This is a genomic window from Flavobacterium sp. WC2416, assembly GCF_041200095.1.
Classification (GTDB): domain Bacteria; phylum Bacteroidota; class Bacteroidia; order Flavobacteriales; family Flavobacteriaceae; genus Flavobacterium.
The window spans coordinates 760090-786135 of the sequence record NZ_CP165626.1 but is presented as its reverse complement, the minus strand read 5'-3'; the positions used below and the strand labels follow the sequence as shown (position 1 = coordinate 786135).

The 26046-nt window shown below is 34.8% G+C and carries 17 protein-coding genes; 16 read left to right on the top strand and 1 reads right to left on the bottom strand.

What is annotated here, in order from left to right; translation table 11 throughout:
- The first annotated feature begins 8 nt into the window (after window positions 1–8).
- From AB3G39_RS03345 to fsa, 5 genes are all read left to right on the top strand, one after another.
- On the top strand, window positions 9–1049 hold the full coding sequence (locus AB3G39_RS03345) for a family 43 glycosylhydrolase (protein ID WP_367772449.1): 1041 nt from the start codon (window positions 9–11) through the stop codon (window positions 1047–1049).
- A gap of 33 nt (window positions 1050–1082) precedes the next feature.
- Window positions 1083–2264, top strand: coding sequence for an aldose epimerase family protein (locus tag AB3G39_RS03340; protein ID WP_367755779.1), 1182 nt, complete (start codon window positions 1083–1085; stop codon window positions 2262–2264).
- A 22-nt stretch (window positions 2265–2286) separates the two neighbouring features.
- The gene (locus AB3G39_RS03335) at window positions 2287–3288 is read left to right on the top strand and encodes a glycoside hydrolase family 43 protein (RefSeq protein WP_367772451.1); all 1002 of its coding nucleotides are present in this window, start codon (window positions 2287–2289) and stop codon (window positions 3286–3288) included.
- Window positions 3289–3686: 398 nt separating this feature from the next.
- Window positions 3687–5726: a transketolase family protein gene (locus tag AB3G39_RS03330; protein ID WP_369766016.1), complete on the top strand. Its 2040-nt coding sequence runs from the start codon at window positions 3687–3689 to the stop codon at window positions 5724–5726.
- A 27-nt stretch (window positions 5727–5753) separates the two neighbouring features.
- Window positions 5754–6410 carry a fructose-6-phosphate aldolase gene (fsa, locus tag AB3G39_RS03325; RefSeq protein ID WP_369766015.1) on the top strand — a complete coding sequence of 219 codons (657 nt, stop codon included), beginning with the start codon at window positions 5754–5756 and terminating at the stop codon, window positions 6408–6410.
- A 205-nt stretch (window positions 6411–6615) separates the two neighbouring features.
- Here fsa and AB3G39_RS03320 read toward each other — a convergent pair whose 3' ends face one another.
- Window positions 6616–7305 carry an NUDIX domain-containing protein gene (locus tag AB3G39_RS03320; RefSeq protein ID WP_369766013.1) on the bottom strand — a complete coding sequence of 230 codons (690 nt, stop codon included), beginning with the start codon at window positions 7303–7305 and terminating at the stop codon, window positions 6616–6618.
- Between the two features lie 591 nt (window positions 7306–7896).
- Here AB3G39_RS03320 and AB3G39_RS03315 point away from each other — a divergent pair.
- The 11 genes from AB3G39_RS03315 to araA all read left to right on the top strand — a co-directional run bounded on the left by AB3G39_RS03315 (window position 7897) and on the right by araA (window position 26030).
- Entirely contained in the window at window positions 7897–10944 is a 3048-nt protein-coding gene (locus AB3G39_RS03315) for a SusC/RagA family TonB-linked outer membrane protein (RefSeq protein ID WP_369766011.1), read from the top strand.
- A gap of 30 nt (window positions 10945–10974) precedes the next feature.
- On the top strand, window positions 10975–12537 hold the full coding sequence (locus AB3G39_RS03310) for a RagB/SusD family nutrient uptake outer membrane protein (RefSeq protein WP_367772459.1): 1563 nt from the start codon (window positions 10975–10977) through the stop codon (window positions 12535–12537).
- An 89-nt stretch (window positions 12538–12626) separates the two neighbouring features.
- Complete coding sequence (locus AB3G39_RS03305; RefSeq protein ID WP_367772461.1) at window positions 12627–14171, top strand: alpha-N-arabinofuranosidase; 1545 nt, start codon at window positions 12627–12629, stop codon at window positions 14169–14171.
- Between the two features lie 11 nt (window positions 14172–14182).
- The gene (locus AB3G39_RS03300) at window positions 14183–15796 is read left to right on the top strand and encodes an arabinan endo-1,5-alpha-L-arabinosidase (protein WP_367772463.1); all 1614 of its coding nucleotides are present in this window, start codon (window positions 14183–14185) and stop codon (window positions 15794–15796) included.
- Window positions 15797–15840: 44 nt separating this feature from the next.
- Complete coding sequence (locus AB3G39_RS03295) at window positions 15841–16836, top strand: glycoside hydrolase family 43 protein (protein ID WP_369766010.1); 996 nt, start codon at window positions 15841–15843, stop codon at window positions 16834–16836.
- A 10-nt stretch (window positions 16837–16846) separates the two neighbouring features.
- Complete coding sequence (locus tag AB3G39_RS03290; RefSeq protein WP_369766009.1) at window positions 16847–17833, top strand: arabinan endo-1,5-alpha-L-arabinosidase; 987 nt, start codon at window positions 16847–16849, stop codon at window positions 17831–17833.
- Between the two features lie 20 nt (window positions 17834–17853).
- Window positions 17854–19818, top strand: coding sequence for a glycoside hydrolase family 127 protein (locus AB3G39_RS03285; RefSeq protein WP_369766008.1), 1965 nt, complete (start codon window positions 17854–17856; stop codon window positions 19816–19818).
- A gap of 86 nt (window positions 19819–19904) precedes the next feature.
- Window positions 19905–21890, top strand: coding sequence for an alpha-L-arabinofuranosidase C-terminal domain-containing protein (locus AB3G39_RS03280; RefSeq protein ID WP_369766007.1), 1986 nt, complete (start codon window positions 19905–19907; stop codon window positions 21888–21890).
- 167 nt (window positions 21891–22057) lie between these two features.
- Window positions 22058–23749, top strand: coding sequence for a ribulokinase (locus AB3G39_RS03275; protein WP_369766005.1), 1692 nt, complete (start codon window positions 22058–22060; stop codon window positions 23747–23749).
- Window positions 23733–24434, top strand: coding sequence for an L-ribulose-5-phosphate 4-epimerase (locus AB3G39_RS03270; protein WP_367772475.1), 702 nt, complete (start codon window positions 23733–23735; stop codon window positions 24432–24434). Before AB3G39_RS03275 ends, AB3G39_RS03270 begins: the two co-directional genes overlap by 17 nt.
- An 87-nt stretch (window positions 24435–24521) precedes the next feature.
- Window positions 24522–26030 carry an L-arabinose isomerase gene (araA, locus tag AB3G39_RS03265; RefSeq protein ID WP_369766004.1) on the top strand — a complete coding sequence of 503 codons (1509 nt, stop codon included), beginning with the start codon at window positions 24522–24524 and terminating at the stop codon, window positions 26028–26030.
- The last annotated feature ends 16 nt before the right edge of the window (window positions 26031–26046 follow it).

Sequence of the window (26046 nt, the reverse complement as noted above, 5' to 3'; positions counted from 1 at the left end):
TCGTCACAATGAAAAGATATTTAATGTTGATGTTAATCGTAATTATTTCTGGTTGCAATTCCGAAACCTATTCGCAAAAAGAAACCTTTACTAATCCTATTTTACCTTCTGGCGCAGACCCATATAGTACGTATTACAATGGATATTATTATTATACACATACGTTGCAAAACAGGTTGGTTTTATGGAAAACTAAAAATCTAGCCGATTTGAAAAATGCAGAGAGCAAAACCATTTGGATAGCACCAAAAAATACTGCCTATTCTGGGGACATCTGGGCACCCGAATTTCATATTATAAATGGAAAGTGGTACGTGTATTTTGCCGCAGATAATGGAGACAATAATACCCATCGAATGTATGTATTAGAAAACAAATCAGACGATCCTTTTAAAGGGGAATGGGAATTTAAAGGAAAAATAGCTGCAAAAACAGATAAATGGGCCATTGACGGAAATGTATTTTCCTATAAAAATAGCCTATATATGATTTGGGCAGGATGGGAAGGAGATACTAATGGACAACAGAATATCTATATCGCAAAAATGAAAAATCCTTGTGAAATAGAGGGAGATCGAGTACTAATTTCATCACCAACTCTGGAATGGGAAAAGCACGGAGCCTTAAATGATCCGTCTAATCCACCACAAGTGAATGTCAATGAAGGACCACAGTTTTTATCAAATGGAGGCCAAGTTTTTATAGTGTATTCAGCAAGCGGTTGTTGGACTGATTTTTATGCTTTAGGCTTATTGCATTATAAAGGAATTGGCAATTTACTGGATGCTTCTTCTTGGATAAAATCAGAGCAACCCTTATTTCAACAATCGGTAAAAAACCAAGTTTTTGCACCAGGACATAATTCGTTTTTCAAATCCCCAAACGGAAAAGAAGATTGGATTTTATATCATGCCAACTCTAATCCTGGGGAAGGTTGTGGAAATAAAAGAGCTCCAAGAATGCAAAAAATAAACTGGGACTCAAACGGATTTCCTGTGTTTGGAGAACCCCTTAGTGCTGGAACGATACTAAATATTCCTGCCGAATAGTTTTCTTTAAAAACGATATAAAAATTAAAAAAAATGAAAAAAATTCAGATTTACACCGCTATAATTCTTACTGTAATTCAAGTTTCATGCAAAGAAAATAAAAATAATAATTCAACTCAAAAAGATATGAATCAAGAATCGACTACTCAATTGGCTAAAAATTCTTTAGAAAATAAAAATTTTGAAACAGTAATAGACAATAAAAAGACGAGCTTATATTGGATCGAAAATAACGGTTTAAAAGCGGCTTTCACCAATTACGGAGGAAGATTAGTAGGATTATGGTTAATAGATAAAAATGGAAAAGAAACTGATGTTGTAGTTGGAATGAACAGTGTCATTGGGTTTCAAAAATCGACAGAACCCTACTTTGGAGCTACAATAGGTAGAGTTGGAAACCGAATTGCAAAAGGGAAGTTTACCCTTGAAGGTAAAGAATACAATGTTCCTTTAAATAACGGAGAAAATGCATTGCATGGTGGTAAAAAAGGCTTTCAAGATGTAGTGTGGAGTGCGGATAAAACGGATGAGCATACTTTAATTTTGACCTACATTGCTGCTGATATGGAACAAGGATTTCCTGGAAATCTACACGTAAAAGTAACCTACAGTATTACTGCAGATAAAACTTTAAAAATGGAATATGAAGCCACCACTGATAAAACTACCATTGTTAATTTAACCAATCATGCTTTTTTTAATTTAAATGGAGAAGGTAGTGGTACTATTTTGAACCATGAATTACAATTATTTGCACAACAATATACACCAGTAGATTCTGGTTTAATTCCAACTGGTAAATTAGAAAATGTTGCTGACACCCCTTTTGATTTTCTTGAAAAACACACTATTGGAGAGCGCATTGAGACTAAAAACGAACAGCTAGAGTTTGGAAAAGGCTACGATCATAATTATGTCCTAACTGGAGATATTAAAGATGGAATGCAACATGCGGCTACAATTACTGGAGACCTTTCGGGGATTTCTATGGATATATATACAACCGAACCTGGAATTCAGTTTTACAGTGGCAATTTTATGCAAGGTAAAAACACATTTAAATCAGGTGCAAAAGATAATTTTAGAACCGCATTCGCTTTAGAAACACAACATTTTCCAGATGCACCAAACCAACCAAATTTCCCATCGATAACCTTAAAACTGGGTGAAAAATATCACACAATCTCGTATTACCACTTTTCAATTCGTAAATAAAATGATCTCTAATTAAACTCAAATGAAAAAAATTTATATAATTCTATTTTTAGGACTAAGTTTAAGTTCTTGTTCTCAACCAAAAGGAGAAGATAAAATAACCCCTGCCCCCCCAGTAGCATTAAAAGATATTTTTCTAGCAGATCCTACCATTTTTTATAACGATGGAACCTATTACTTATACGGAACAACTACTGGAAACACAACTGTTATTGGAGAAGGCTTTCAGGTGTATACCTCAACTGATCAAAAAAATTGGAAAGGACCCGTAGGTGCTCAAGGTGGTCTTGCACTCAAAAAAGGAGATGCATATGGAACAACCGGATTTTGGGCTCCACAAATAATAAAGTATAACAATCTATTTTATATGATTTATACTGCCAATGAAAATATTGCCGTTGCAACAAGTAATAACCCGATTGGACCATTTAAAAATACAACAAAAGAACCTCTAGTAGCTCTAGTAAAGCAAATAGACCCATTTGTATTTATAGATGATGATGGCAAAAAATATTTATATCATGTTAGACTTACAAATGGAAACCGAATTTTTGTAGCCGAAATAAATGATGACCTTTTAAGTATAAAACCAGAAACACTAACAGAATGTATCTCTGCACAACTACTATGGGAAAACACCCAAAATGTAAACTGGCCAGTTGCCGAAGGGCCTACAGTGATAAAAAAAGAGGGCTTGTATTATTTAATTTATTCAGCAAATGATTTTAGAAATCCTGACTATGCCGTAGGATACGCTACCAGTAAAAGTCCCTTAGGACCTTGGGAAAAGGCAGCAACGAGTCCTATTATTTCTCGAAATTTAATTGGAGAAAATGGAACCGGTCATGGTGATTTATTTTTGGACAAAGAGAACCAGTTGCAATATGTTTTCCATACGCATTTCAATGGTGCTCAGGAAGCACCCAGAAAAGCAGCAATTATTGAAATGAATTTTACTAAAAAAGAAAATGCATTTCAATTAGAAGCAAAAAAAGAGACTTTCCGATTCTTGAAGACTAATTAAATAATACCTCAACACAAAGGGGATTTAACCTTTCTATCGTTTTTCAATAACACAGTCTTACTTTGGCAATACTATCAAAAAAATAGTATTGCCATTTTTTATTGGCTAAAAAAATAAGATTCTTATTTAAAAAAGTTATAAAAATAATTTATTTGTTATTGTAGAATAAATTTGCATACATTTGTAAATGTATTTTTTACACTTATTATTTTTCAACAATTTTCAATACACAATTTCTCAAGTTTGGTTGATTTTGTTTTTAACTAATTAGTGAAAAAAAACACTTAATCTACTTTAATTCAATCGCTAAAAACGACAACAAATTTTGTTTTTATTATAAAATTGAATTGACAGTTTGGATTTTTAATTAATTACAATAAAAAAATAGAACTATAATTATGAACCAAAAAATTGACCAATTAGCTACAGACAACATAAGAGCGCTTTCCATTTCAATGGTAGAAAAAGCCAATTCAGGACATCCTGGAGGCGCCATGGGTGGTGCCGATTTTATGCATCTTTTATATACGGAATACCTCAACTTTGACCCAACCGAAATGGATTGGCCATACAGAGACCGTTTCTTTATGGATGCTGGACATTTATCAGCATTAATGTATTCTCAATATTATTTATTAGGAAATTACAAAAAAGAAGACCTTCAACAATTTAGACAATGGGGCTCCGTAACGCCAGGACATCCCGAAGTGGATGTTTTGAGAGGTATTGAAAATACCTCGGGACCATTAGGACAAGGTCATGCTATGGGTGTTGGAGCAGCTATTGCCGCCAAGTTTCTTGATGCAAGATTCAAAGGGCTTTTTGAGCATAAAATATACGGTTTCATCACTGATGGTGGTGTTCAAGAGGAAATTTCTCAAGGGGCAGGTAGAATTGCTGGACACTTAGGATTGAATAATTTCATCATGTTTTATGATTCTAATGATGTGCAACTTTCGTCAATGACAGATGAAGTAACATCCGAAAATACCGCCATGAAATATGAGGCTTGGGGTTGGAACGTAATCACAATTGATGGTCATGATCATACTCAAATAAGAAAAGCACTTAGTGAAGCACACGAAGAAGTTGAAAAACCTACTTTGATCATTGGGAAGACAATTATGGGAAAAGGTTGTGTTACAGCAACTGGGGCGATGTATGAAGGAGAATGTGAATTGCATGGAAAACCTATTGGTGATACAAAAGCAGATTACGTAAAAACACTTTTAAATCTAAAAGCAAATCCCGAAGATCCATTTGCTATTTATGAAGAAGTCGCAAAACATTACGCTAACATCCTTGAATTAAAAACAGCAACATCTGCTAATAAAAAACTCCAAATCGCTTCTTGGAAAAAAGAAAATCCAGCACTTTCTTTAAAACTAGAATCGTTTTTATCTGGTGAAATTCCTGATTTAGATTTAAGCAGTGTTGTTCAAAAACCAAATGTAGCAACAAGAGAAGCTTCTTCTGCTGTACTTGCCTATTTAGCAGAAAACGTAGAAAATATGATTGTTTCATCGGCAGATTTATCGAACAGTGACAAAACCGATGGATTCCTTAAAAAATCATCGATTTTACAAAAAAATAATTTTAATGGTGCCTTTTTACAAGCTGGAGTGGCTGAATTAACAATGACTTCCATCGCAAACGGAATTGCGCTTCATGGTGGTGTAATCCCTGTAGTAGCGACATTTTTTGTATTCTCCGATTATATGAAACCAGCTATTCGATTAGCAGCTATTCAAGAATTACCTGTAAAATATGTTTGGACACATGACTCGTTTCGCGTTGGTGAAGATGGACCTACGCACCAACCTATCGAACAGGAAGCACAAATTCGCTTAATGGAAAAAATTAAAAACCATTCAGGGAATCAAAGTTTATTGGCCTTACGCCCTGCCGATGCGATAGAAACATCAGTAGCTTGGGATATGGCATTAAAAAACACTAAAACTCCAACTGGTTTAATTCTTTCGAGACAAAACATTCAAGATATTCCTGCACAAGGAACTTCAAGATACGAAGAGGCTACAGAAGCGTCAAAAGGCGGATATTTAGTAAAGTCAACTCAAAATCCAGATATCACATTAATCGCAAATGGTTCGGAAGTGGCAACCCTTTTAGCTGCTGCAGTTCTATTGGAAAAAGAAAAAAATCTAAAAATAAATGTAGCCTCCATCATTTCTGAAGGATTATTCAAAGAGCAATCTAAATCGTACCAAGAAAGTATAATTCCAAAAGGAAAATTAGTTTTTGGCCTTACTGCTGGACTACCCGTAAATCTTGAAGGTTTGATAGGAGATAGCGGAAAAGTAATTGGGCTAGACCATTTTGGATATTCGGCACCAGCAACAGTTTTAGATGAAAAATTTGGATTTACAAGTGCACATGCTTGCGAAGAAATCCTAAAATATATTGAACAAAGTAAATAAACAAACAAAAAACTAAATAATAAAGACATGAAATTTTTTATAGATACAGCAAATTTAAAAGACATTAAAGAGGCAAATGATTTAGGAATCCTAGATGGTGTAACTACTAACCCATCATTAATGGCAAAAGAAGGAATTACTGGTGCAGCTAATATCATTGCTCATTATGTAAAAATATGCGAATTAGTTGATGGCGATGTTAGTGCCGAAGTAATTTCAACTGACTTTGAAGGAATGGTTGCCGAAGGAGAAAAATTAGCTGCCTTGCATCCACAAATTGTAGTAAAAATCCCAATGATAAAAGACGGGATCAAAGCAATAAAATACTTTTCGAACAAAGGAATAAAAACCAATTGCACTTTGGTGTTTTCGGCAGGTCAAGCTTTATTGGCAGCCAAAGCAGGTGCTACTTATGTTTCTCCTTTTATAGGAAGATTAGACGATATATCTACTGATGGATTATCCCTAATTGAAGATATCAAATTAATTTATGACAATTACGGTTATGAAACCCAAATTCTAGCAGCTTCTGTGCGTCACGTCATGCATATTTTAAATTGTGCTAAAATTGGTGCCGATGTAATAACTGGACCATTAAGTGCTATTGAAGGCTTGCTAAAACACCCACTAACAGATAGTGGTTTGGCTACATTTTTAGCCGATTATCAAAAAGGAAATAAGTAAAACAAAAAAACAGAGCTAACTTATTTTAGCGATTTTATTTCACTAAATAGTTCTTAATTGATACCGAATAATCAAATCTCTTGAAATTGTAGTACGTCAAAGGCGATGCGATAAATTCTATATCTCACGATTTAACTATCCAAAAAAAAGGAAGCCTCAATAAAGAGACTTCCTTTTTTATTTTAAGTAACGAACTACTAAATTATTAAAGATTCAGTACAAAATCATTCAATAATTTCGCATCGTATTTTTCTTTGTCAAAAGTATACAGATACGACCCTTTTCTAGAAGACATCATATCTTTCTCCTCTAATTTTATCAAAATATCCAATGAATTTATTTTACTGATAAAATTCCTTTTATCCAGCTCTTTGCTTAAAATTGCTTCATACAATTCTAACAATTGACGCATCGTGAATTTTTCAGGCAAAAGTTCAAATCCTATTGGTTTAATTGAAGTTCTATAACGCAATCTTCTTATAGCATGCCTCAACATAGAATCATGGTCAAAAATTAATTTTGGCACATTCGAAACACTAAACCATTGTGCATGATAATTTTGAATCAACTCTGCATTATGATTTTCAATATTAATCAAAGCATAATAAGCAACCGAAATAGTTCTCTCTACTGGGTCACGATCAATCTCACTATAAGCATGCAACTGTTCCATATAGATATCCTGAAGTCCAGTATAACTATTCAGTATTCTTATAGCAGCTGTATCCAATACTTCCTCTTTTTTAAGAAAGCCTCCTATTAAAGACCACTTCCCCTTTTCTGGTTCAAAATCCCTCTTTATCAAAAGTATTTTTAAACCTTCATCATCAAAACCAAAAATGATACAATCAACTGCTAATAAAACTTTGTCAGCAGAACTATAACTATTAAGCATACTCCTTTTTTAGGGTAAATATATAAACTTCCTCATCCGATTCATAATTTATTAATGTGGTTTTTACACTTAGTGAATTATTATGATGAAATTACAGTTTAGGTAAGGCTGTAAATAAGAATAGTAGTTATTTAAAATTTAAATGTCTTTCTAATTATTAATAAAAGAAGATTACTATAGGTTTTTTATAAAAAATCGATTTATGGAACACTTTATTAATGATTTAACATTTCCAAAAATGTACTTTTTATTAAAAAAGCACCCAAAAAAAAGCTTTTATCACACAATATTGCCCTGATTTATAGTTAAAAACAAAATAAATTCCGTTTTCACAAAAATATATCTACCACTTATTTTTTGATTAAATAATCGCTTTTTTAATGAAAACACTACCTTTTATATAAATAAATTGTAAAAACGTTATGGTTTTTTAAAAAAAATACAATTTTTAAATGTTGTTTTTACACTTAATTTGCAATATGTGTTTTTTTTCGATATTTTTTTTACCATATTAATTTGTTTTTATAGTTTTTTTTTAATTAAATTTACAAATGTAAAATATACACTTATAACTAACCAAAACAAATTAGAATGAAAACAAACCAACGATCATTTTTCTATTGCAATTTTGAATTGCCGAGAAAAGAATGGCTATTAGTAATAATAGTTATGTTATTTTCTTCTTATACTCTTTCTGCCCAAGAAGATAAGACTATAAAAGGGGTTGTCAAATCGGCAAAAGATGAAATGCCAATACCAGGAGTCAATGTTTTAGTAAAAGGAACCAATACCGTTACTGTTACAGGACTAGATGGGGAATATTCAATAAAAGCATCACCAAAAGATATTCTTGTTTTTTCCTATTTAGGATATTCAAATCAAGAAATGATCATTGGTAACAAAACTCAACTAAACATCGCATTAAGTGACAATTTAAATAAATTGGATGAAGTAGTTGTTATTGGGTATGGTACTCAAAAAAAATCAGACCTTACAGGATCTGTTAGTGTGGTAAACATGGATAATGCTAAGAAAACGGTAACTTATGATGCTGCAAAAATGCTTCAAGGTCAAGTAGCAGGAGTTACCATGCAAACCTCAGGAGAACCAGGTGGATTCGTTAACATTAAAATTAGAGGTATTAACTCTTTTAGTAACAACAATCCTCTTTTTGTAATTGATGGTATGATTGTAGACAGTCCTTATGACTTTGCAACTGGTGAAATTGAATCTATGCAAGTTTTAAAAGACGCTTCTTCTGCTGCAATATATGGGGTTCGTGGTGCAAATGGAGTAATCATTATTACTACTAAAAAAGGAAAAGCAGGTAAATTTGACATTAAATACAAATCACTTGTTGGTTTTCAAAACGTAGCCAAAAAATGGGACCTTACTGATAGAGTAGGATATCAAAATATTACTAGTGCTGCAGAGGTTAATGCTGGATTAACTATTGCTCCAGGTAATGATCCTAATAGCCCTTATTACATCAACAATGTAGATACAAACTGGCAAAATGCAGCTTTTAAAACTGGAATTATAGAAAACCATTCTCTTACTTTTAGTGGTGGTGCCGAAAGTTTAGGATATAATATGAATGTGGACTATTTTAAAAATAGTAGCTATATCGATTCCCCACAAGATTATAAAAGAGTATCTACTACTTTGAATTTAACTGGTAAAAAAGGAAAATTTAAATACGGTTCAAAATTAGGATTTACACAATCAGGTAAAGAAAATTTTAACGAGTACAACGCTGGTGAATCTCCAATTAGTGATTTATTAGGTGCTATTCCAACAATGCCTGTTTATGATGCGAACCGTTTAGGTGGTTACGGTGGAACAACAAACTTAACACAAAGAGCTATTTCTATGAACGTTATTGGTTACAACAACTTGATAACTAATACTGGAAAAAGAAATCGTTTTATTGGAGATATTTGGGGAGAATATGAAATCGTTAAAGGTTTAAAATATAAAATTGACGCTAGTTTTGACAGACTGGATTGGCAAAATAGAAAATTCATCCCGCCAAGTGATTTAGGATGGTACTATCTTACTACAAATGATGAAGCTTCATTAGATGTTTCTACAGGAAGTCAATCTAGAACTTTCTTAAACAACTTACTTACTTACGAAAAAGAAATTGGCAAACATAAATTTGATGCTTTAGTAGGTTGGGTACAAGAACGTAGTGATAACTACAATCACTGGTCAAGAGGAGTTGGATATACTCCCGGAGAAATTAGCCATTTAGAATATGCTGATAACACTAGTGCTGGAGAATATGAAAACACAATTACTGGTGTATCGTATTTAAGCAGATTAAATTATGCGTATGATGACCGTTACTTGTTGCAAGCTAACTTTAGACAAGACAAAACTTCTCTTTTTAGTCAAAAATACAATAAAGGTAATTTTTACTCTTTCTCAGGAGCATGGAAAATCAGTAATGAAAAATTCATCCACTTGCCAGAATGGGTAAGCAATATTAAATTAAGAGGAGGTTACGGTATATTAGGTAACAACACAATCCCAACTTACTTTTTCGCAACTACTACCAATAGTTTTGCTGGTTATGATTTTAATAACGGATTGGCACCAGGAACAACAGTAGTAAGTGCTTTAGATCCAAATGTGCACTGGGAAGAAACAAGAACTACGAACGTCGCTCTTGAATTAGGATTACTTAATAATGACCTACAATTTACAGCTGAATATTATGTTAAAAAATCAACTGACCTTTTAATTGGAGTGCCATTACCGTTTTCAACTGGTGCCTTTCCTGCAAGTGTAACAACAAATGCAGGTGCAGTTAGAAACAATGGTTTAGAATTTTCAGCTACCTATAATAATGATCATAATGCTTTCAAATATAGTATCTCAGCTAACTTAGGTACTTTGAATAACAAAGTATTACAAATAGGTCTTGATGGAAACCCAATTTACGGTGCTGCTTCAAAAACAGAAGTAGGTAGATCAATAGGTGAAATTTACGCATACGAAACTGCTGGAATTTTTCAAAATGCTGCAGATCTGGCTGCATCACCAACACAAACTAATGCAGGAGTTGGAGATGTAAAATTCAAGGATGTAAACGGTGACGGAATGATTACAGATCTTGATAGAACGTACCAAGGAACTACAATTCCTAAATACAGTTATGGTTTTAACTTTAGTAGTTCATACAAAAACTGGGACTTCTCTATGTTTTGGCAAGGAAGCGGTGGAAACAAAGTGTTTGATGGAATGTATCGCAATTTAATGGCTGGACAATATGGTAACCATAGTATAGATGAACTAAATTACTGGACACCTACAAATACAAATACAAACGTTCCTCGTCCAATTATAGGTGATCCAAATGCAAACACAAGAGACTCTAATCGTTTCATCGAAAAAGGAGACTACATAAAATTGCAAACAATGCAAATTGGTTACGAAATTCCACTTAAAAATATAAGCTTTATTCAAAAAGCAAAATTATTTGTAAACGGTCAAAATTTATTAATAATCAGCAAATACAGAGGATATGACCCTGATTTTAATAGCAATGATGGTTTGTTCTCAAGAGGATACGATGGTGGTTCATTCCCAAATCCTAGAACTTTTTCTTTAGGACTTGAAGTGAATTTTTAAAAATAACCAAACAATTTAAAACGAATCAAAATGAAATATAAAATATTTAATTACCTAACTGTTTTCTTCTCAATAGCAGTCGTAACAACGAGTTGCGTGAATGATGAAGATTTAATTCAAGTTGACCCGAACAACAATGCGGTAGATTCTTTCTGGAAAACGGATCAGGATGCTATCCAAGGTGTAAATGCTGCTTATGGTAGTTTGTTAACTGATGGAACGTACATGAGAAGTACTCCTTTATTATTAGACTTAAAAGGAGATGACACAAGAAGTAACAGTCCTTGGGATGCCATGTACAATGTTGGGCGTTTCAACTCTAATGTATCAAATTCAGCAATTTATGGTTGGGCTTACGAAACGTATTACCAAGGTATTTATCGTGCGAATCAAGTACTTACGAATGTTCCAGCTATTGAAATGGCAGATGCAGGACTTAAAAACAGAATTTTAGGTCAAGCCTATTTCTTAAGAGGATTGTATTTGTTTCATGCCGTAAACATGTTTAAAAACGTACCATTACCTACAGACATTGCTGTTTATTATCCACAAAAAACGCAAGAAGATGGATGGGCACAAGTAATTGCCGACTTTAAAGCAGCTGCAGATTTGTTACCAACAACTTATGATAATGTTACAGGATTAGATGCAGGTCAAAAAGGACGTGCTACAAAAGGAGCTGCTTTAGGATATTTAGGAAAAGCCTACTTATTTACTAAAGATTTTGCCAATGCTAAAATTGCATTTAAACAAGTAATCGATTTAGGCGTTTATTCATTAGTCTCTAACTACCGTGATAATTTTACAGACAGTAATGAAAACAATTCGGAGTCATTATTTGAAGTACAGTTTAGTAGAGATGCAGGTGGAGTTGACTTAGGTTGGGGTGGTGCTCCTGCTTCTGGATGGGGAAAAACATCTGCTAGAGCAATTACTTATGGACCAAGAGCATTTGGATGGACAGATGTTCAGCCAACAAGAACATTGTTTGATGAATTTCATGAAGAAACAACCACTACTGGTGGTGTAGATCCACGATTGGATGCTACAATGTTCTATAACAAACCTGGTGGAATGCAATTGTACGGACAAGATTTCGCCACTTTTTATGCAGCAAACCCTGGAGATTTGAATGATTTGTTTTGTAGAAAATATGAAAATTCAGATGGAAACTATGCTAATGAATACGACTGGCGTTCAGGAATCAACGAGCGTTTGTTACGTTATGCTGATATCTTGTTAATGTATGCTGAAACTTTAAACGAGACTGGCGATACTCCAGGTGCTTATACTTATATTCAAATGGTTAGAACTAGAGCTGGATTACCTAATTTGGCTACAGCAAAACCCGGATTATCACAAGCAGGTATGAGAGACCAAATAGGTCACGAAAGATTCTTAGAGTTCCCTCTTGAAGGACACCGTTTTGATGATATTCGCCGTTGGGGTTGGTTGCAAGATCCCGTAAAGCTTGCTTGGTTAAAATCAAGAGATGTTGAATTTAATTCTTACGCATCAGGAAGAGAATATTTCCCAATACCACAATTAGAAATGGATAACAATCCTGGTACCGTTCAAAATGATGGGTATTAATACAATTTGATTGAATTAGTTAGAAATTTTAATATCACATGCTAGGCCTTAAAAAAGTTTACCATGTGATATTATTACTTAAATAAAATATGAAAAAAGCGTTATTATTATTAGTTTTTATTTTTTGTAACCAAAGTATTTTTTCTCAAAAAGAGACTACCGTGCTTACTATAAAAAGTAATGAAAGTGCACCTACTATCAACAAAAACATCTACGGCCATTTTGCCGAGCATTTAGGACGTTCTATCTACGGAGGTTTTTTTGTGGGTGACACATCCAAAATTCCAAATACAAATGGAGTACGAAATGACATTGTTGAAGCACTAAAAAAATTAAAAATCCCTAATTTAAGATGGCCAGGTGGTTGCTTTGCGGATACTTACCACTGGAAAGATGGTATTGGACCAAAAGAAGAAAGACCAACAATGGTAAACAAATGGTGGGGAGGAACAACTGAAGACAATAGTTTTGGAACCCATGATTTTTTAAACCTATGTGAATTACTAGGAGCAGAACCTTACTTATCCGGAAATGTAGGAAGCGGAACTGTTCAAGAACTTTCAGACTGGGTACAATATGCCAACTTTGGAGGTAAAAGCCCAATGAGTGATTTGCGTAAAAAAAATGGTCGAATAGAACCTTGGAAAGTAAAAATTTGGGGAATTGGTAATGAAGCTTGGGGTTGCGGTGGCAATATGACACCTGATTATTATGCTGGCGAATACCGTAAATATGCCACTTTCATGTCTGATTGGGAAAACACTGGTGGCTTGATGCGTATAGCATCTGGTGCAAGTGATGCCGACTATAACTGGACTGAAACTTTGATGAAAAATATCCCAGCAAACATGTTGGGTGGTGTAGCAATGCATCATTACTCAGTGATTGAATGGAACAAAAAAGGAGATGCAGTTGATTTTACCGAAGGGCAATATTTCACAACAATGAAAGAAGCCATAAAAATGGATGAATTGATCGTTAAACATGGGGCTATCATGGATAAATACGATCCAGAGAAAAAAATTGCTTTGGTTGTAGATGAATGGGGCGGTTGGTACGATGTGGAAAAAGGAACTAATCCTGGATTTTTATACCAACAAAATACTATGAGAGATGCGGTTCTAGCAGGAGCTACTCTTAATATTTTCAACAACCATGCGGATCGTGTTCGAATGGCAAACCTAGCACAATGTGTAAATGTTTTACAAGCTGTTATCCTTACAGATAAAGCCAAAATGATTTTAACACCAACCTATCATGTGATGCAAATGTACAGTGTACATCAAGATGCAAAACTATTACCAATAACTTTAAATTCTCCACTGTATACCTATAATGGCGAATCGCTTCCTGCTTTATCGGCTTCGGCTTCAAAAGATAAAAACGGATTAGTTCATATTTCATTGGTAAACGTAGACACTAAGAAAGATCATAAAATAGAAATTGATCTAAACGAACTTGGAATCAAAGCAATTTCTGGAAACATATTATCATCATCAAAATTGCAGGATTACAATTCTTTTGATAATCCAAACAAAATACAACCAGTAGTTTACAAAGGATTTGACGTGAAAAAAGGAAAGTTATCTATTGTGGTCCCTCCTTTTTCTGTAATAATGTTAGAAAGTAAATAAAAAAGGATACAATGAAAAAATTTAATTCTATTTTAAAATTAGTCCCATCACTAGTACTGTTGCTGGTTGTGGCTTCTACCAGTAGTTGCTCAAGTAGTGATGCCCCTACTCCAGATCCAACTCCTACACCAACTCCCACTCCCACTCCAGTTACCTTTCCAGGACCAAGCTATGCAGATAATTATACGTCTATAGCCGCTTGGGGAACTAATTCACAATGGAATTTAGCCAATGTTCACGACCCTACAGTAGAGAAATGTGGCGATTATTACTATATGTATCAAACGGATGCATCCTATGGAAACGCTACTGATGGACACGGTCATTTTTTTTATAGAAGATCTAAAGATCTTGTCAATTGGGAATTCATGGGGTCTTCGATGACTACTGCTCCTACTTGGGTTTTGGATTCTGTAAATAACAAAAGAGCTAGAATGAATCCAGTTTTGCCTCCAATTACAAGTCCTAACTACGGTTTTTGGGCACCTTGTGTGAGAAAAGTAGGTAACAAGTATCGTATGTACTATAGCATAGTAGTTGATAATCCAATAATTGGTTCTGATTTTACCTACTCATGGAGTGAAAGAGCATTTATTGGACTGGCTGAAACCGACGATTTGGCTTCGAATGTTTGGGTAGATAAAGGGATGGTTGTATGCTCAGAACCAGACGGATTAAAACCGTATTCCTTTACGGGTGCTAGAAATTGGGAAGATGCCTATTTCAAGTTCAATGCAATTGACCCAAGTTTTATTGAAACTCCTGCAGGAGAACAGTATTTAATTTATGGTTCATGGCATTCGGGTATTGCTGCCTTAAAATTAGACCCAACAACAGGGAAGCCATACCAATTAAAAACTTTAAGCGATTATGGAACCCGTATCGCTAGTCGTAGTGCAATTAGTCGTTGGCAAGGTTCCGAAGGACCAGAAATTATATACAATACAGACACCCAATATTATTATTTATTTATGGCGTATGACGGACTAGATGTACCGTACAATACTCGTGTCGCTCGATCAAAAAACATCACAGGTCCTTATCTAGGAATAAACGGAGCCAATGTTACAAACGGAGCCGATTGTTGGCCGATGCTAACACATCCTTACGGTTTTAACAATCATACGGGCTGGGTTGGAATTTCACATTGCGCCATTTTCCAAAACCCAGATACAAAACAATGGTTTTATGCCTCACAAGCGCGTTTACCAGAAGGTGTTCCTGGAATTAATGTTTCAAATGCAATAATGATGGGACATGTACGAGAAATTCAGTGGTCGGAAGATGGATGGCCAGTAATAGCACCTGAGCGCTATGCTGCAGTACCAAAAACTACATTAACCGAAAGCTCTTTTATAGGTCAATGGGAACAAATCACAATGAATTACCAATACAAAGTCATTCAAAAATCGGTTACTATATACTTAACAGCCGATAAAAAAGTGAGCGGTGGACTTACCGGAACTTGGTCTTATGACAGCACAAACGCAGTACTTACCGTAAACGGAATAAAATGTAAAGTTAGTGATGCTTGGGATTGGGAAAGTGCCACACGAAAAGTAACAATAACTTACTCCGGACTTACGACAGCAGGATTACCTGTTTGGGGTAAAAAAACAAACTAATTTATTCCTTCTTATTATAAGATTGAATAAAAATAAAACATAAAATGAAAAATATATTTTTAATCCTATGTACTGTTGTACTATTCTCCTCTTGTAAAGCAATAAAAATAGATAAAAATAACGCTTCCGCAAATGGAGAAATAAACAGTGGTACAACAACCTTTAACAATCCAATCATAAAAGGAAAGTATACTGGTGATCCAGCTGCGCTTGTTTACAAAGACAAAGTGTACTTGTACGCTGGCCATGATGAAGCACCAAATGATTTCAATTTTTATAAAATGAACGAATGGCTGGTTTATTCCTCATCCGATATGATTCATTGGGAGGAACATCCAGTACCTCTTAAAGTAACTGATTTTGCTTGGGCAAGCTCTGATGCTTGGGCGGCACAAGTTATTGAACGCAACGGTAAATTTTATTGGTATGTTACTGTTTCTCATGGAGCCATCAACGGGAAAGCCATTGGAGTTGCAGTTTCGGATAGTCCAACAGGTCCTTTTAAAGATGCATTAGGAAAAGCTCTTGTTACTAATGACATGACCACACAAACCAAGATTGATTGGGATGATATTGATCCAACGGTTATGATTGATGATGATGGACAAGCCTATTTATTTTGGGGAAACTCAGTTTGTCATTATGCTAAATTAAAAGAAAACATGCTCGAATTAGATGGCCCAATTAAAACCATCTCCTTACCAAATTACACTGAGGCGCCTTGGATTCACAAGAAAAAAGATTGGTATTATTTATCTTATGCATATCAATTTCCCGAAAAGATAGCTTATGCAATGAGTAAATCAATCAATGGTCCATGGGAATACAAAGGCATTTTGAATGAAATCGCTGGAAATTCAAATACCAATCACCAAGCTATAATTGAATTTAAGGGAAAAGACTATTTCATCTATCACAATGGATCTACTCAGCCAGACGGCGGAAGTTTTAGAAGATCCGTTTGCATCGATCGATTGTATTACAACGAAAATGGCACAATGAAACGAGTAATTATGACTTCAGAAGGAATTCAAAAATAAAATAAGTATAATGAAAATACATAAAAAAATACAATTCTTACTTTTACTAATAATCGCTACTAGTTCATCATGGGCGCAAGATATTACGGTTCATGATCCAGTGATGATTAAACAAAAAGATACTTACTATATCTACTGTACAGGACAAGGTATCAGTGTTTTTAGTTCTAAAGATTTAAAAAAATGGAAACCAGAACCAGCAATATTTAATGAAAAACCAACCTGGGTGGATGCAGTTGTACCTGATTTTAACAATCACATCTGGGCACCAGATATTTCTTTCCACAACAATACTTATTACTTGTATTATTCGGTTTCTGCTTTCGCAAAAAATACTTCGGCAATTGCGGTAACAACTAATACTACTTTGGATCCAAAAGACCCTGCTTACAAATGGGTCGATCAAGGAATTGTGATTCAATCCATCCCAAATCGTGATTTGTGGAACGCCATAGATCCCAACTTGACATTTGATGAAAACAATGTTCCATGGTTGGCTTTTGGTTCTTTTTGGAATGGCTTGAAAATGGTAAAATTAAATCCTGATTTAAAATCAATTGCTCAACCTCAAGAATGGTACACCATTGCAAAACGCAAAAGAACATTTGAACTAGCTGACACTGATCCTGGCGATGGCGCACTTGAAGCTCCTTTTATTTTCAAAAAGAACGGGTATTATTACCAATTTCTTTCTTGGGATTTGTGCTGTCGAGGAGAAAAAAGCACCTACAAAGTAGTGGTAGGAAGATCCAAAAACATTACCGGACCTTATGTTGATAAAGAGGGAAAAGCATTAAACGAAGGCGGAGGAACGCTACTTATTCAAGGCAATGAAAACTATTATGGTGCAGGACACAACGGCGCTTATACTATGGATGGAAAAGATTATATCATTTTTCACGCCTATGATGTCAAACAAAAAGGAAGACCTGTCTTAAAAATAAAACAAATGCAGTGGGACAATGCGCTTTGGCCTATTTTGGACCCACTGAATTAATAAAATAAATAGCAGTTAAAATGACATTCAAAAAAACAATAATAGTAGTCGCCAGTTTAGCAATGACCATTTCTGGACAGGCACAACAACCAATCAAAAAAACAACTGCTTCAACTTTAGGTTATTCAATTACACCTGTCAATATTCAGAATGTAAAACTTACTGATAATTTTTGGTTACCCATTATAAAAAAGGTTCAAGAAAAAACAATTGAGTATGCGATTCAAAAATGTGAGGAAGAAGGTCGCATGGATAACTTTTTGATCGCAGGTGGTATAATGACAGGAGAGGTAAAAGGTCAAATGCCTTTTGACGATACCGATGTCTACAAAATTATCGAAGGAGCATCAAACACCTTGATTAGTGAACCCAACCCAAAACTAAGTACATTATTAGATTCCCTTATTAGTATTATAAAAGTAGGTCAAGAAAAAGATGGTTATTTAACCACTTGGAGAACAATAAATCCAGCGAAACCACCAGCAACTTGGGTCCCTGTTATAGAGGGAAAGCGTTGGGAATCGTTACAAATCAGTCATGAATTATATAATTCGGGCCATATGTTTGAAGCTGCAGTAGTACATTATGAAGCGACTGGAAAAAGAAACTTCCTAGATATTGCGATAAAAAATGCCGACTTATTGGTTAAAACTTTTGGTGATAATGCCAATCAAGTTCACGGAGTTCCAGGACATCAAATTGTAGAAACAGGATTGGTGAAACTATATCAAATTACAAAAAACAAAGCCTATTTAAATTTGGCTAAATACTTTTTAGATAATAGAGGCAACCCAAAAAATCATGCTTTATATGGAGCCTACTCCCAAGATGATATCCCTGTAATCCAACAAAAGGAAGCAGTGGGTCATGCTGTAAGAGCCGTTTATATGTATGCTGGAATGACCGATATTGCTGCGATCGAGAATGACAAAGAATACCTTAATGCAGTGAATGCTTTGTGGACAAACATGGTCAACAAAAAAATGTACATCACTGGTGGAATTGGTGCCATACATGATGGAGAAGCTTTTGGTGCAAACTATGAATTACCGAACCTTACGGCTTATAATGAAACTTGTGCTGCTATTGGTGATGTGTATTGGAACCATAGATTACACAATCTAACTGGAAGTTCTGATTATTATAATGTTATTGAACGCACTTTGTATAATGGCTTAATTTCTGGAATTTCATTAGACGGAAAACAATTTTTCTATCCTAATGCACTAGAATCAGATGGAGTTTATAAAAACAACAGAGGTTCTTGCACTCGTCAATCATGGTTTGATTGTTCTTGTTGCCCAACAAATTTAATTCGTTTTATTCCTTCAATTCCGGGATTAATTTATTCGTCAAGCAAAGAGGTACTGTATGTGAACTTATATGCTTCGAATAATGCAAAAATTACATTAGATAAAACTGAATTAGAGATTGCTCAACAAACCAATTATCCTTGGGATGGTAAAGTTGCAGTTACTGTTTCACCAAAAAAAGAAAGTGAATTCACTATAAAATTAAGAATACCAGGTTGGGCAACTAACCAAGTATTACCTGGAGATTTATACAGTTATAAAAATGTTTCATCTGCAAAAACAACCGTTTCTATAAACGGAAAACCAATAAATTACCAAGTAGATAAAGGATATATTACCATTACTCGTAAATGGAAAAAAGGCGAAAAAATAACCCTTAATTTTCCTATGGAAGTAAAGGAGGTAGTGACTAATAGTAAAGTAGAAAGTAATATTGGAAAAGTAGCATTAGAATATGGTCCAATAGTGTATGCGATTGAAGAAATTGACAATGCAACTGCATTCGATAAAATTACTGTCGATGCCAATGACAGCTTCAAAGTTCAAAAAGAAAATAACCTTCTAGATGGGGTGAATACGATTCAAAATAAAAAATTAAAAGCCATTCCTTATTATTCCTGGTCTAATAGAGGCGTTGGAAAAATGAAAGTTTGGATTGATTATAAAGAATAAAGCAATATCCATAGAGAAAATAAACAAATCATTAAAGTTTAAATTAACCCCCAACTTTAAACTTTAAACCTTAAACAAATGTAAAAATGAAACCAAATTTAATTACCAAAATTACGCTATGCGGGCTTTTACTTAACGGCTTTTATGGTCAAGCCCAAAAGACGACGCTTGAGGTGAACACCACAAATACTGTTACTAAAATTCAACCTACAATGTACGGTGTGTTTTTTGAAGACATCAACTTTGCTGCCGATGGAGGTCTTTATGCCGAAATGATCAAAAACCGTTCATTTGAATTCGACACGCCACTTATGGGATGGGAACAACCCAACAGTGACACTCATTCATTCAATAACGAATCAGGAATTGCAACCACTATTAAGGCATTAGAAAACAAAACAAATCCTAGTTTTTGTAGAGTTCTGGTAAAAAATGACAAAGGATTTGAAATGATCAATGTTGGATTCAGAGGAATGGGGATTAAGAAGGATGCAAAATACAATCTTTCTTTAAAAGCAGCTAATCACAATGGTGCTATTAAAAAAATCATAATCCAATTTATTGATAAAGACAAAAAAGTATTAGGCGAAACTAGCATTGTTCCTACATCAAACGATTGGAAAGGATATTCAGCACAATTAACCGCTACTCAAACCGAAGCCAAAGCACAACTGAAAATTACGTTTGAAGGAACAGGTACTATTGATTTAGACATGATTTCGGTATTCCCAGAAGACACTTGGATGCATCGAAAAAACGGAATGCGTAAAGACATCGTTCAGTTACTTTATGATATGAAACCAGGATTTCTAAGATTTCCAGGAGGTTGTATTGTAGAAGGTAGAACTTTGGCACAACGCTACCAATGGAAAAAAACAGTGGGTGATGTAGAGAAAAGAGAAACATTAATTAACCGTTGGAATACCGAATTTGAACACAAACCAGCACCCGATTATTTCCAAACTTTCGGATTGGGATTTTTCGAATATTTCCAACTTGCCGAAGATTTGGGAGCACAACCCTTACCTATTTTAAGTTGTGGAATGGCTTGTCAATTTAATACGGGCGAGTTGGTTCCTATGGAAGAATTAGATCCTTATGTTCAAGATGCTTTGGATTTGATCCAATTTGCCAATGGTAGTGTTGAAACTCCTTGGGGTAAAGTTCGTTCAGATATGGGACATCCAAAACCATTTAATTTAAAATTCATTGGTGTAGGTAACGAACAATGGGGACCAGATTATATTGCTAGATACAAAGTTTTTGAAAAAGCTATTAAAGACCAATACCCAAATATGACAATTGTCTCAGGTGCAGGTCCATTTCCAGAAGGAGATTATTTTGACTACGGAATGGAAGAGTTAAAGAAATTAAATGCCGAAATTGTAGATGAGCATTATTATAAAAACCCACAATGGTTTAGAGAAAACGCTACTCGTTACGACAATTATGATCGAAAAGGACCTAAGATTTTCGCAGGAGAATATGCTGCACAAAGTGTTGCTATTGCAAGTCCTGACAATAAAAACAATTGGGAATGTGCTTTTTCTGAAGCGGCTTTCATGACTGGATTAGAAAGAAATGCCGAAGTAGTCAACCTAACTTCATATGCTCCATTAATGGCACACGAAGAAGCTTGGCAATGGACACCAGATTTACTTTGGTTCAATAATTTAGAAGCCTACGGATCTGCTAATTATTATGTTCAAAAATTATTTGCAACCAATAGAGGAACCGATTTAATCAACATAACCAAAGATGGAAAAGCAGTGACAGGACAAAATCATTTGTTTGCCTCTGCTGTAAAAGACGTGGTGAGTAAAGACGTAATTGTAAAATTAGTCAACACTTCGTCTTCAGCACAAGAAGTTAATATTGATTTAAAAGGAAACAAATTATCGTCTAAAGGAACATTGACTACCCTTACTAGTGCAAACTTAGAAGATGAGAACTCTTTTGCCAATCCTAAAAAAATTAGCCCAACAGAAAGCGAAATTAAAGTGAAAAATAACAAAGCAATAACAAGTCTACCACCCTATTCTGTTACTGTTTTAAAAATTAAAATGAAGTAATCGTAACAAAATAAAAGTGAATTATACATTTATTAGCTAATACTTTCATAAACAACAGTTTTTATGTCATTTTAATAAAAATTAGAACCCTTAATTAAATTAAGTGTTTTTTATACACTTATAATTTATTTATACTATATTTGTCATTACAATTTAAAGAATCTAGAATGAAAAATTATGTTATTGGATTAGATTACGGAACAGACTCTGTTCGAGCAGTCTTAATAGATACAGAAAACGGACAAGAAATAGCATCTAATGTTTGTCATTATTCCCGTTGGAAAAACAAAGAATATTGCAATGCATCTATCAATCAATTTCGCCAACATCCACTAGATCATATCGAAGGTCTAGAGGCTACAATAAAATATGTTGTTCAAACTAGTAATGTAGATCCTTCATTAATACGAAGCATTTGTATTGATACTACAGGATCATCTCCAGTACCCGTTACCGAAGATGGAACACCACTAGCTTTGACCAAAGGATTTGAACACAATCCGAATGCCATGATGGTATTATGGAAAGATCATACTTCAATAAACGAAGCCAACGAAATCAACGAATTATCAGCTAGCTGGGGTGGAGAAAACGTCACCAAATATGTTGGAGGAATCTATTCATCAGAATGGTTTTGGGCAAAAATTCTACACATTGCACGACAAGATGAAGCCGTAAAAAATGCCGCTTACACTTGGATGGAACATTGTGATTTAATGACCTATTTATTGGTTGATAATAAAGACTTAAAATCATTTAAAAGAAGTCGTTGCGCTGCAGGTCATAAAGCAATGTGGCATGAAGACTGGAATGGATTGCCACCAGAGGAATTCTTAGGGCAATTGCATCCTTACCTAGCCGCTCTTCGTGGAAGATTATATGATGAAACGTATACATCAGATATTGTAGCTGGAAAATTAAGTCAAGAATGGGCCACTAAACTTGGACTTACAACGGATACAGTAATTGCGGTTGGAACATTTGACGCACATTCTGGAGCTGTAGGAGCAAAAATTGAAGAAAACACTTTGGTTCGCGTAATGGGAACCTCAACTTGTGATATTTTAGTAGCTTCAGAAGAAGCAGTTGGAACTAAAACTGTACGTGGAATTTGTGGTCAAGTACATGGTTCAGTAATTCCAGGTTATGTAGGTCTTGAGGCAGGTCAATCTGCATTTGGAGATTTATTAGCTTGGTACAAAGAACTATTACTATGGCCCACCGATAATTTAATTGCTACTTCTACCCTTTTGACTGCGGAACAAAAAGAAAAACTACAAGAAGAAATTAGCGATAATCTAATTATAAAATTAACAGAAGAAGCAGAGAAAATTCCTGTTTCCGAAAGTATTCCAATAGCATTAGACTGGATCAACGGAAGAAGAACTCCAGATGCCAATCAAGAAATCAAAAGCGCCATTTCTAATTTATCATTAGGGACTAAAGCACCTCATTTATTTAAATCATTAGTAAATGCAATTTGTTTTGGATCAAAGAAGATTGTAGATCGTTTTGAAGAAGAAGGGGTAAAAATCGACACTGTTATCGGAATTGGTGGTGTTGCTAGAAAATCGCCTTTTATCATGCAAACTTTGGCCAATGTATTGAACAAACCAATAAAAGTAGCTGCATCTGATCAAGCACCAGCACTTGGAGCTGCTATATATGCAGCCGTTGCAGCAGGAATTTACGATAACGTAATTGAAGCCAGCAAAAAAATGGGAAGTGATTTTGAAAGCGAATATTTTCCTCAATTAGATAAAGTTGCTGCTTATAATAAATTGCTTTTGGGTTACGAACAACTGAGCTTTTTTGCAGATCCATCACTTAAAAAATTACAAGATGAGCTCTATGTATAACGATTTAAAACAAGAATGCTACGAAGCAAACATGCAACTAAATGCGTTGAATTTAGTAGTATATACTTTTGGAAATGTTAGTGCTGTAGATAGAAAAAACGGTGTTTTTGCCATAAAACCAAGTGGCGTTCCTTATGAAGATTTGAAACCTGAGGATATTGTTATCGTTGATTTTGACAATAATATCATTGAAGGAAACATGCGTCCGTCATCGGATACTAAAACACATGCCTATTTATATAAAAATTGGCCTAATATAGGTGGTGTAGCACACACGCACGCTACATATTCTGTGGCTTGGGCGCAAGCGCAAAGAGACATTCCGATTTTTGGAACTACACATGCAGATCACTTAACTTCTGATATTCCTTGTGCGGCTCCTATGGCTGACTCCCTTATCGAAGGAAATTATGAGCACAATACTGGAATTCAAATTTTGGATTGTTTCAAAGAAAAAAACCTTTCTTATGAGGAAGTAGAAATGATTTTAATAGGAAATCATGGCCCATTTGCCTGGGGCAAGAACGCAGCAAAAGCAGTATATAATAGTAAAGTATTGGAAGTGGTTGCCGAAATGGCCCATCTTACATTACTAATAAATCCTAATGCTCCAAGATTGAAAGATTCGTTAATAAAGAAACATTACGAACGCAAACACGGAAAAGATTCGTATTACGGACAATAGTCAAATCGTTTATTTGTTGAATCGTTTAATCCATTCAACAAATAAACAGTTAAAAAAACAAACAGTTAAACGATTAAACAAAAAGAAATGATAGATATATCTCAAAAAGAAATTTGGTTTGTAGTAGGAAGCCAAGAATTATACGGTGAAGAAACACTACGAAAAGTAGCAGAACATTCACAACACATTGCAAAAGGTTTAGATGCTTCATCACTTGTTCCTCTGAAAATTGTTTACAAAGATGTGGTAAAATCACCAGCTCAAATTACAAATGTATGTTTAGAAGCCAATTCAAATAAAAACTGTATTGGTATCGTGGCTTGGATGCATACCTTCTCCCCAGCCAAAATGTGGATTGGTGGTTTAAGTATTCTTAAAAAACCTATCTGCCATTTACACACACAATACAACGCCGAAATTCCTTGGGGTTCAATAGACATGGACTTTATGAACTTAAATCAATCAGCTCATGGAGACAGAGAGTTTGGTTTTATCATGTCTAGAATGCGCAAAAAACGTAAGGTAATTGTAGGACACTGGGAAGACGAACGTGTTCAGAAAAAAATAGGGAACTGGACAAGAGTAGCTTTGGGTTGGGATGAATTACAAAATTTAAAAGTAGCTCGTATTGGTGACAATATGCGTGAAGTTGCCGTTACCGAAGGAGACAAAGTAGAAGCTCAAATTCGTTTTGGCGTTTCAGTAAATGGTTATGATTCATCTGATGTGACTAAACATATCGAAAAAATTACAGACCAACAATTAAACGATTTATTAGCTGTTTACGAAGCTTCTTATAATCTAACTCCATCATTAAAAGAAGGTGGCGCACAAAGACAATCACTTGTTGATGCGGCAAAAATCGAATTAGGATTAAGAGCATTCTTAGAAGAAGGTGGGTTTGGAGCATTCACAGATACCTTTGAAAATCTAGGTGCATGGAAACAACTTCCAGGAATCGCAACCCAACGTTTAATGGCGGATGGATATGGATTTGGTGGGGAAGGAGACTGGAAAACAGCAGCAATGGTTAGAGTTTTAAAAGTAATGAACGTAGGTTTAGAAGGCGGTACATCATTCATGGAAGATTACACCTACCATTTTACTCCTCAAAAATCGTATGTATTAGGATCACATATGCTTGAAATTTGCCCTTCAATTGCTGATGGAAAACCTTCATGTGAAGTACACCCATTAGGAATAGGTGGAAAAGAAGATCCAGCACGTTTGGTATTTAATTCTCCAGCTGGTGAAGCAATCAACGTATCTTTAGTAGATATGGGAACTCGTTTTAGATTAATTGTAAACGAAGTTGTTGCGGTTAAACCAATGGCTGATTTACCTAAACTTCCTGTGGCGCGTGTGTTATGGGATTGCAAACCCAACTTAGATATAGCAGCTACAGCATGGATTCTAGCAGGTGGAGCACACCATACTGTATATAGCCAAGCAGTAACTACGGAATTTATGGAAGATTTTGCCGATATTGCAGGCATCGAATTGCTTGTTATCGATGATAAAACAACAATCCGTGAGTTTAAAGACACAATAAATGCCAATGAAGCATATTATCATTTGTTCCAACATGGAATGTAATTTCTAAAAAAACCTA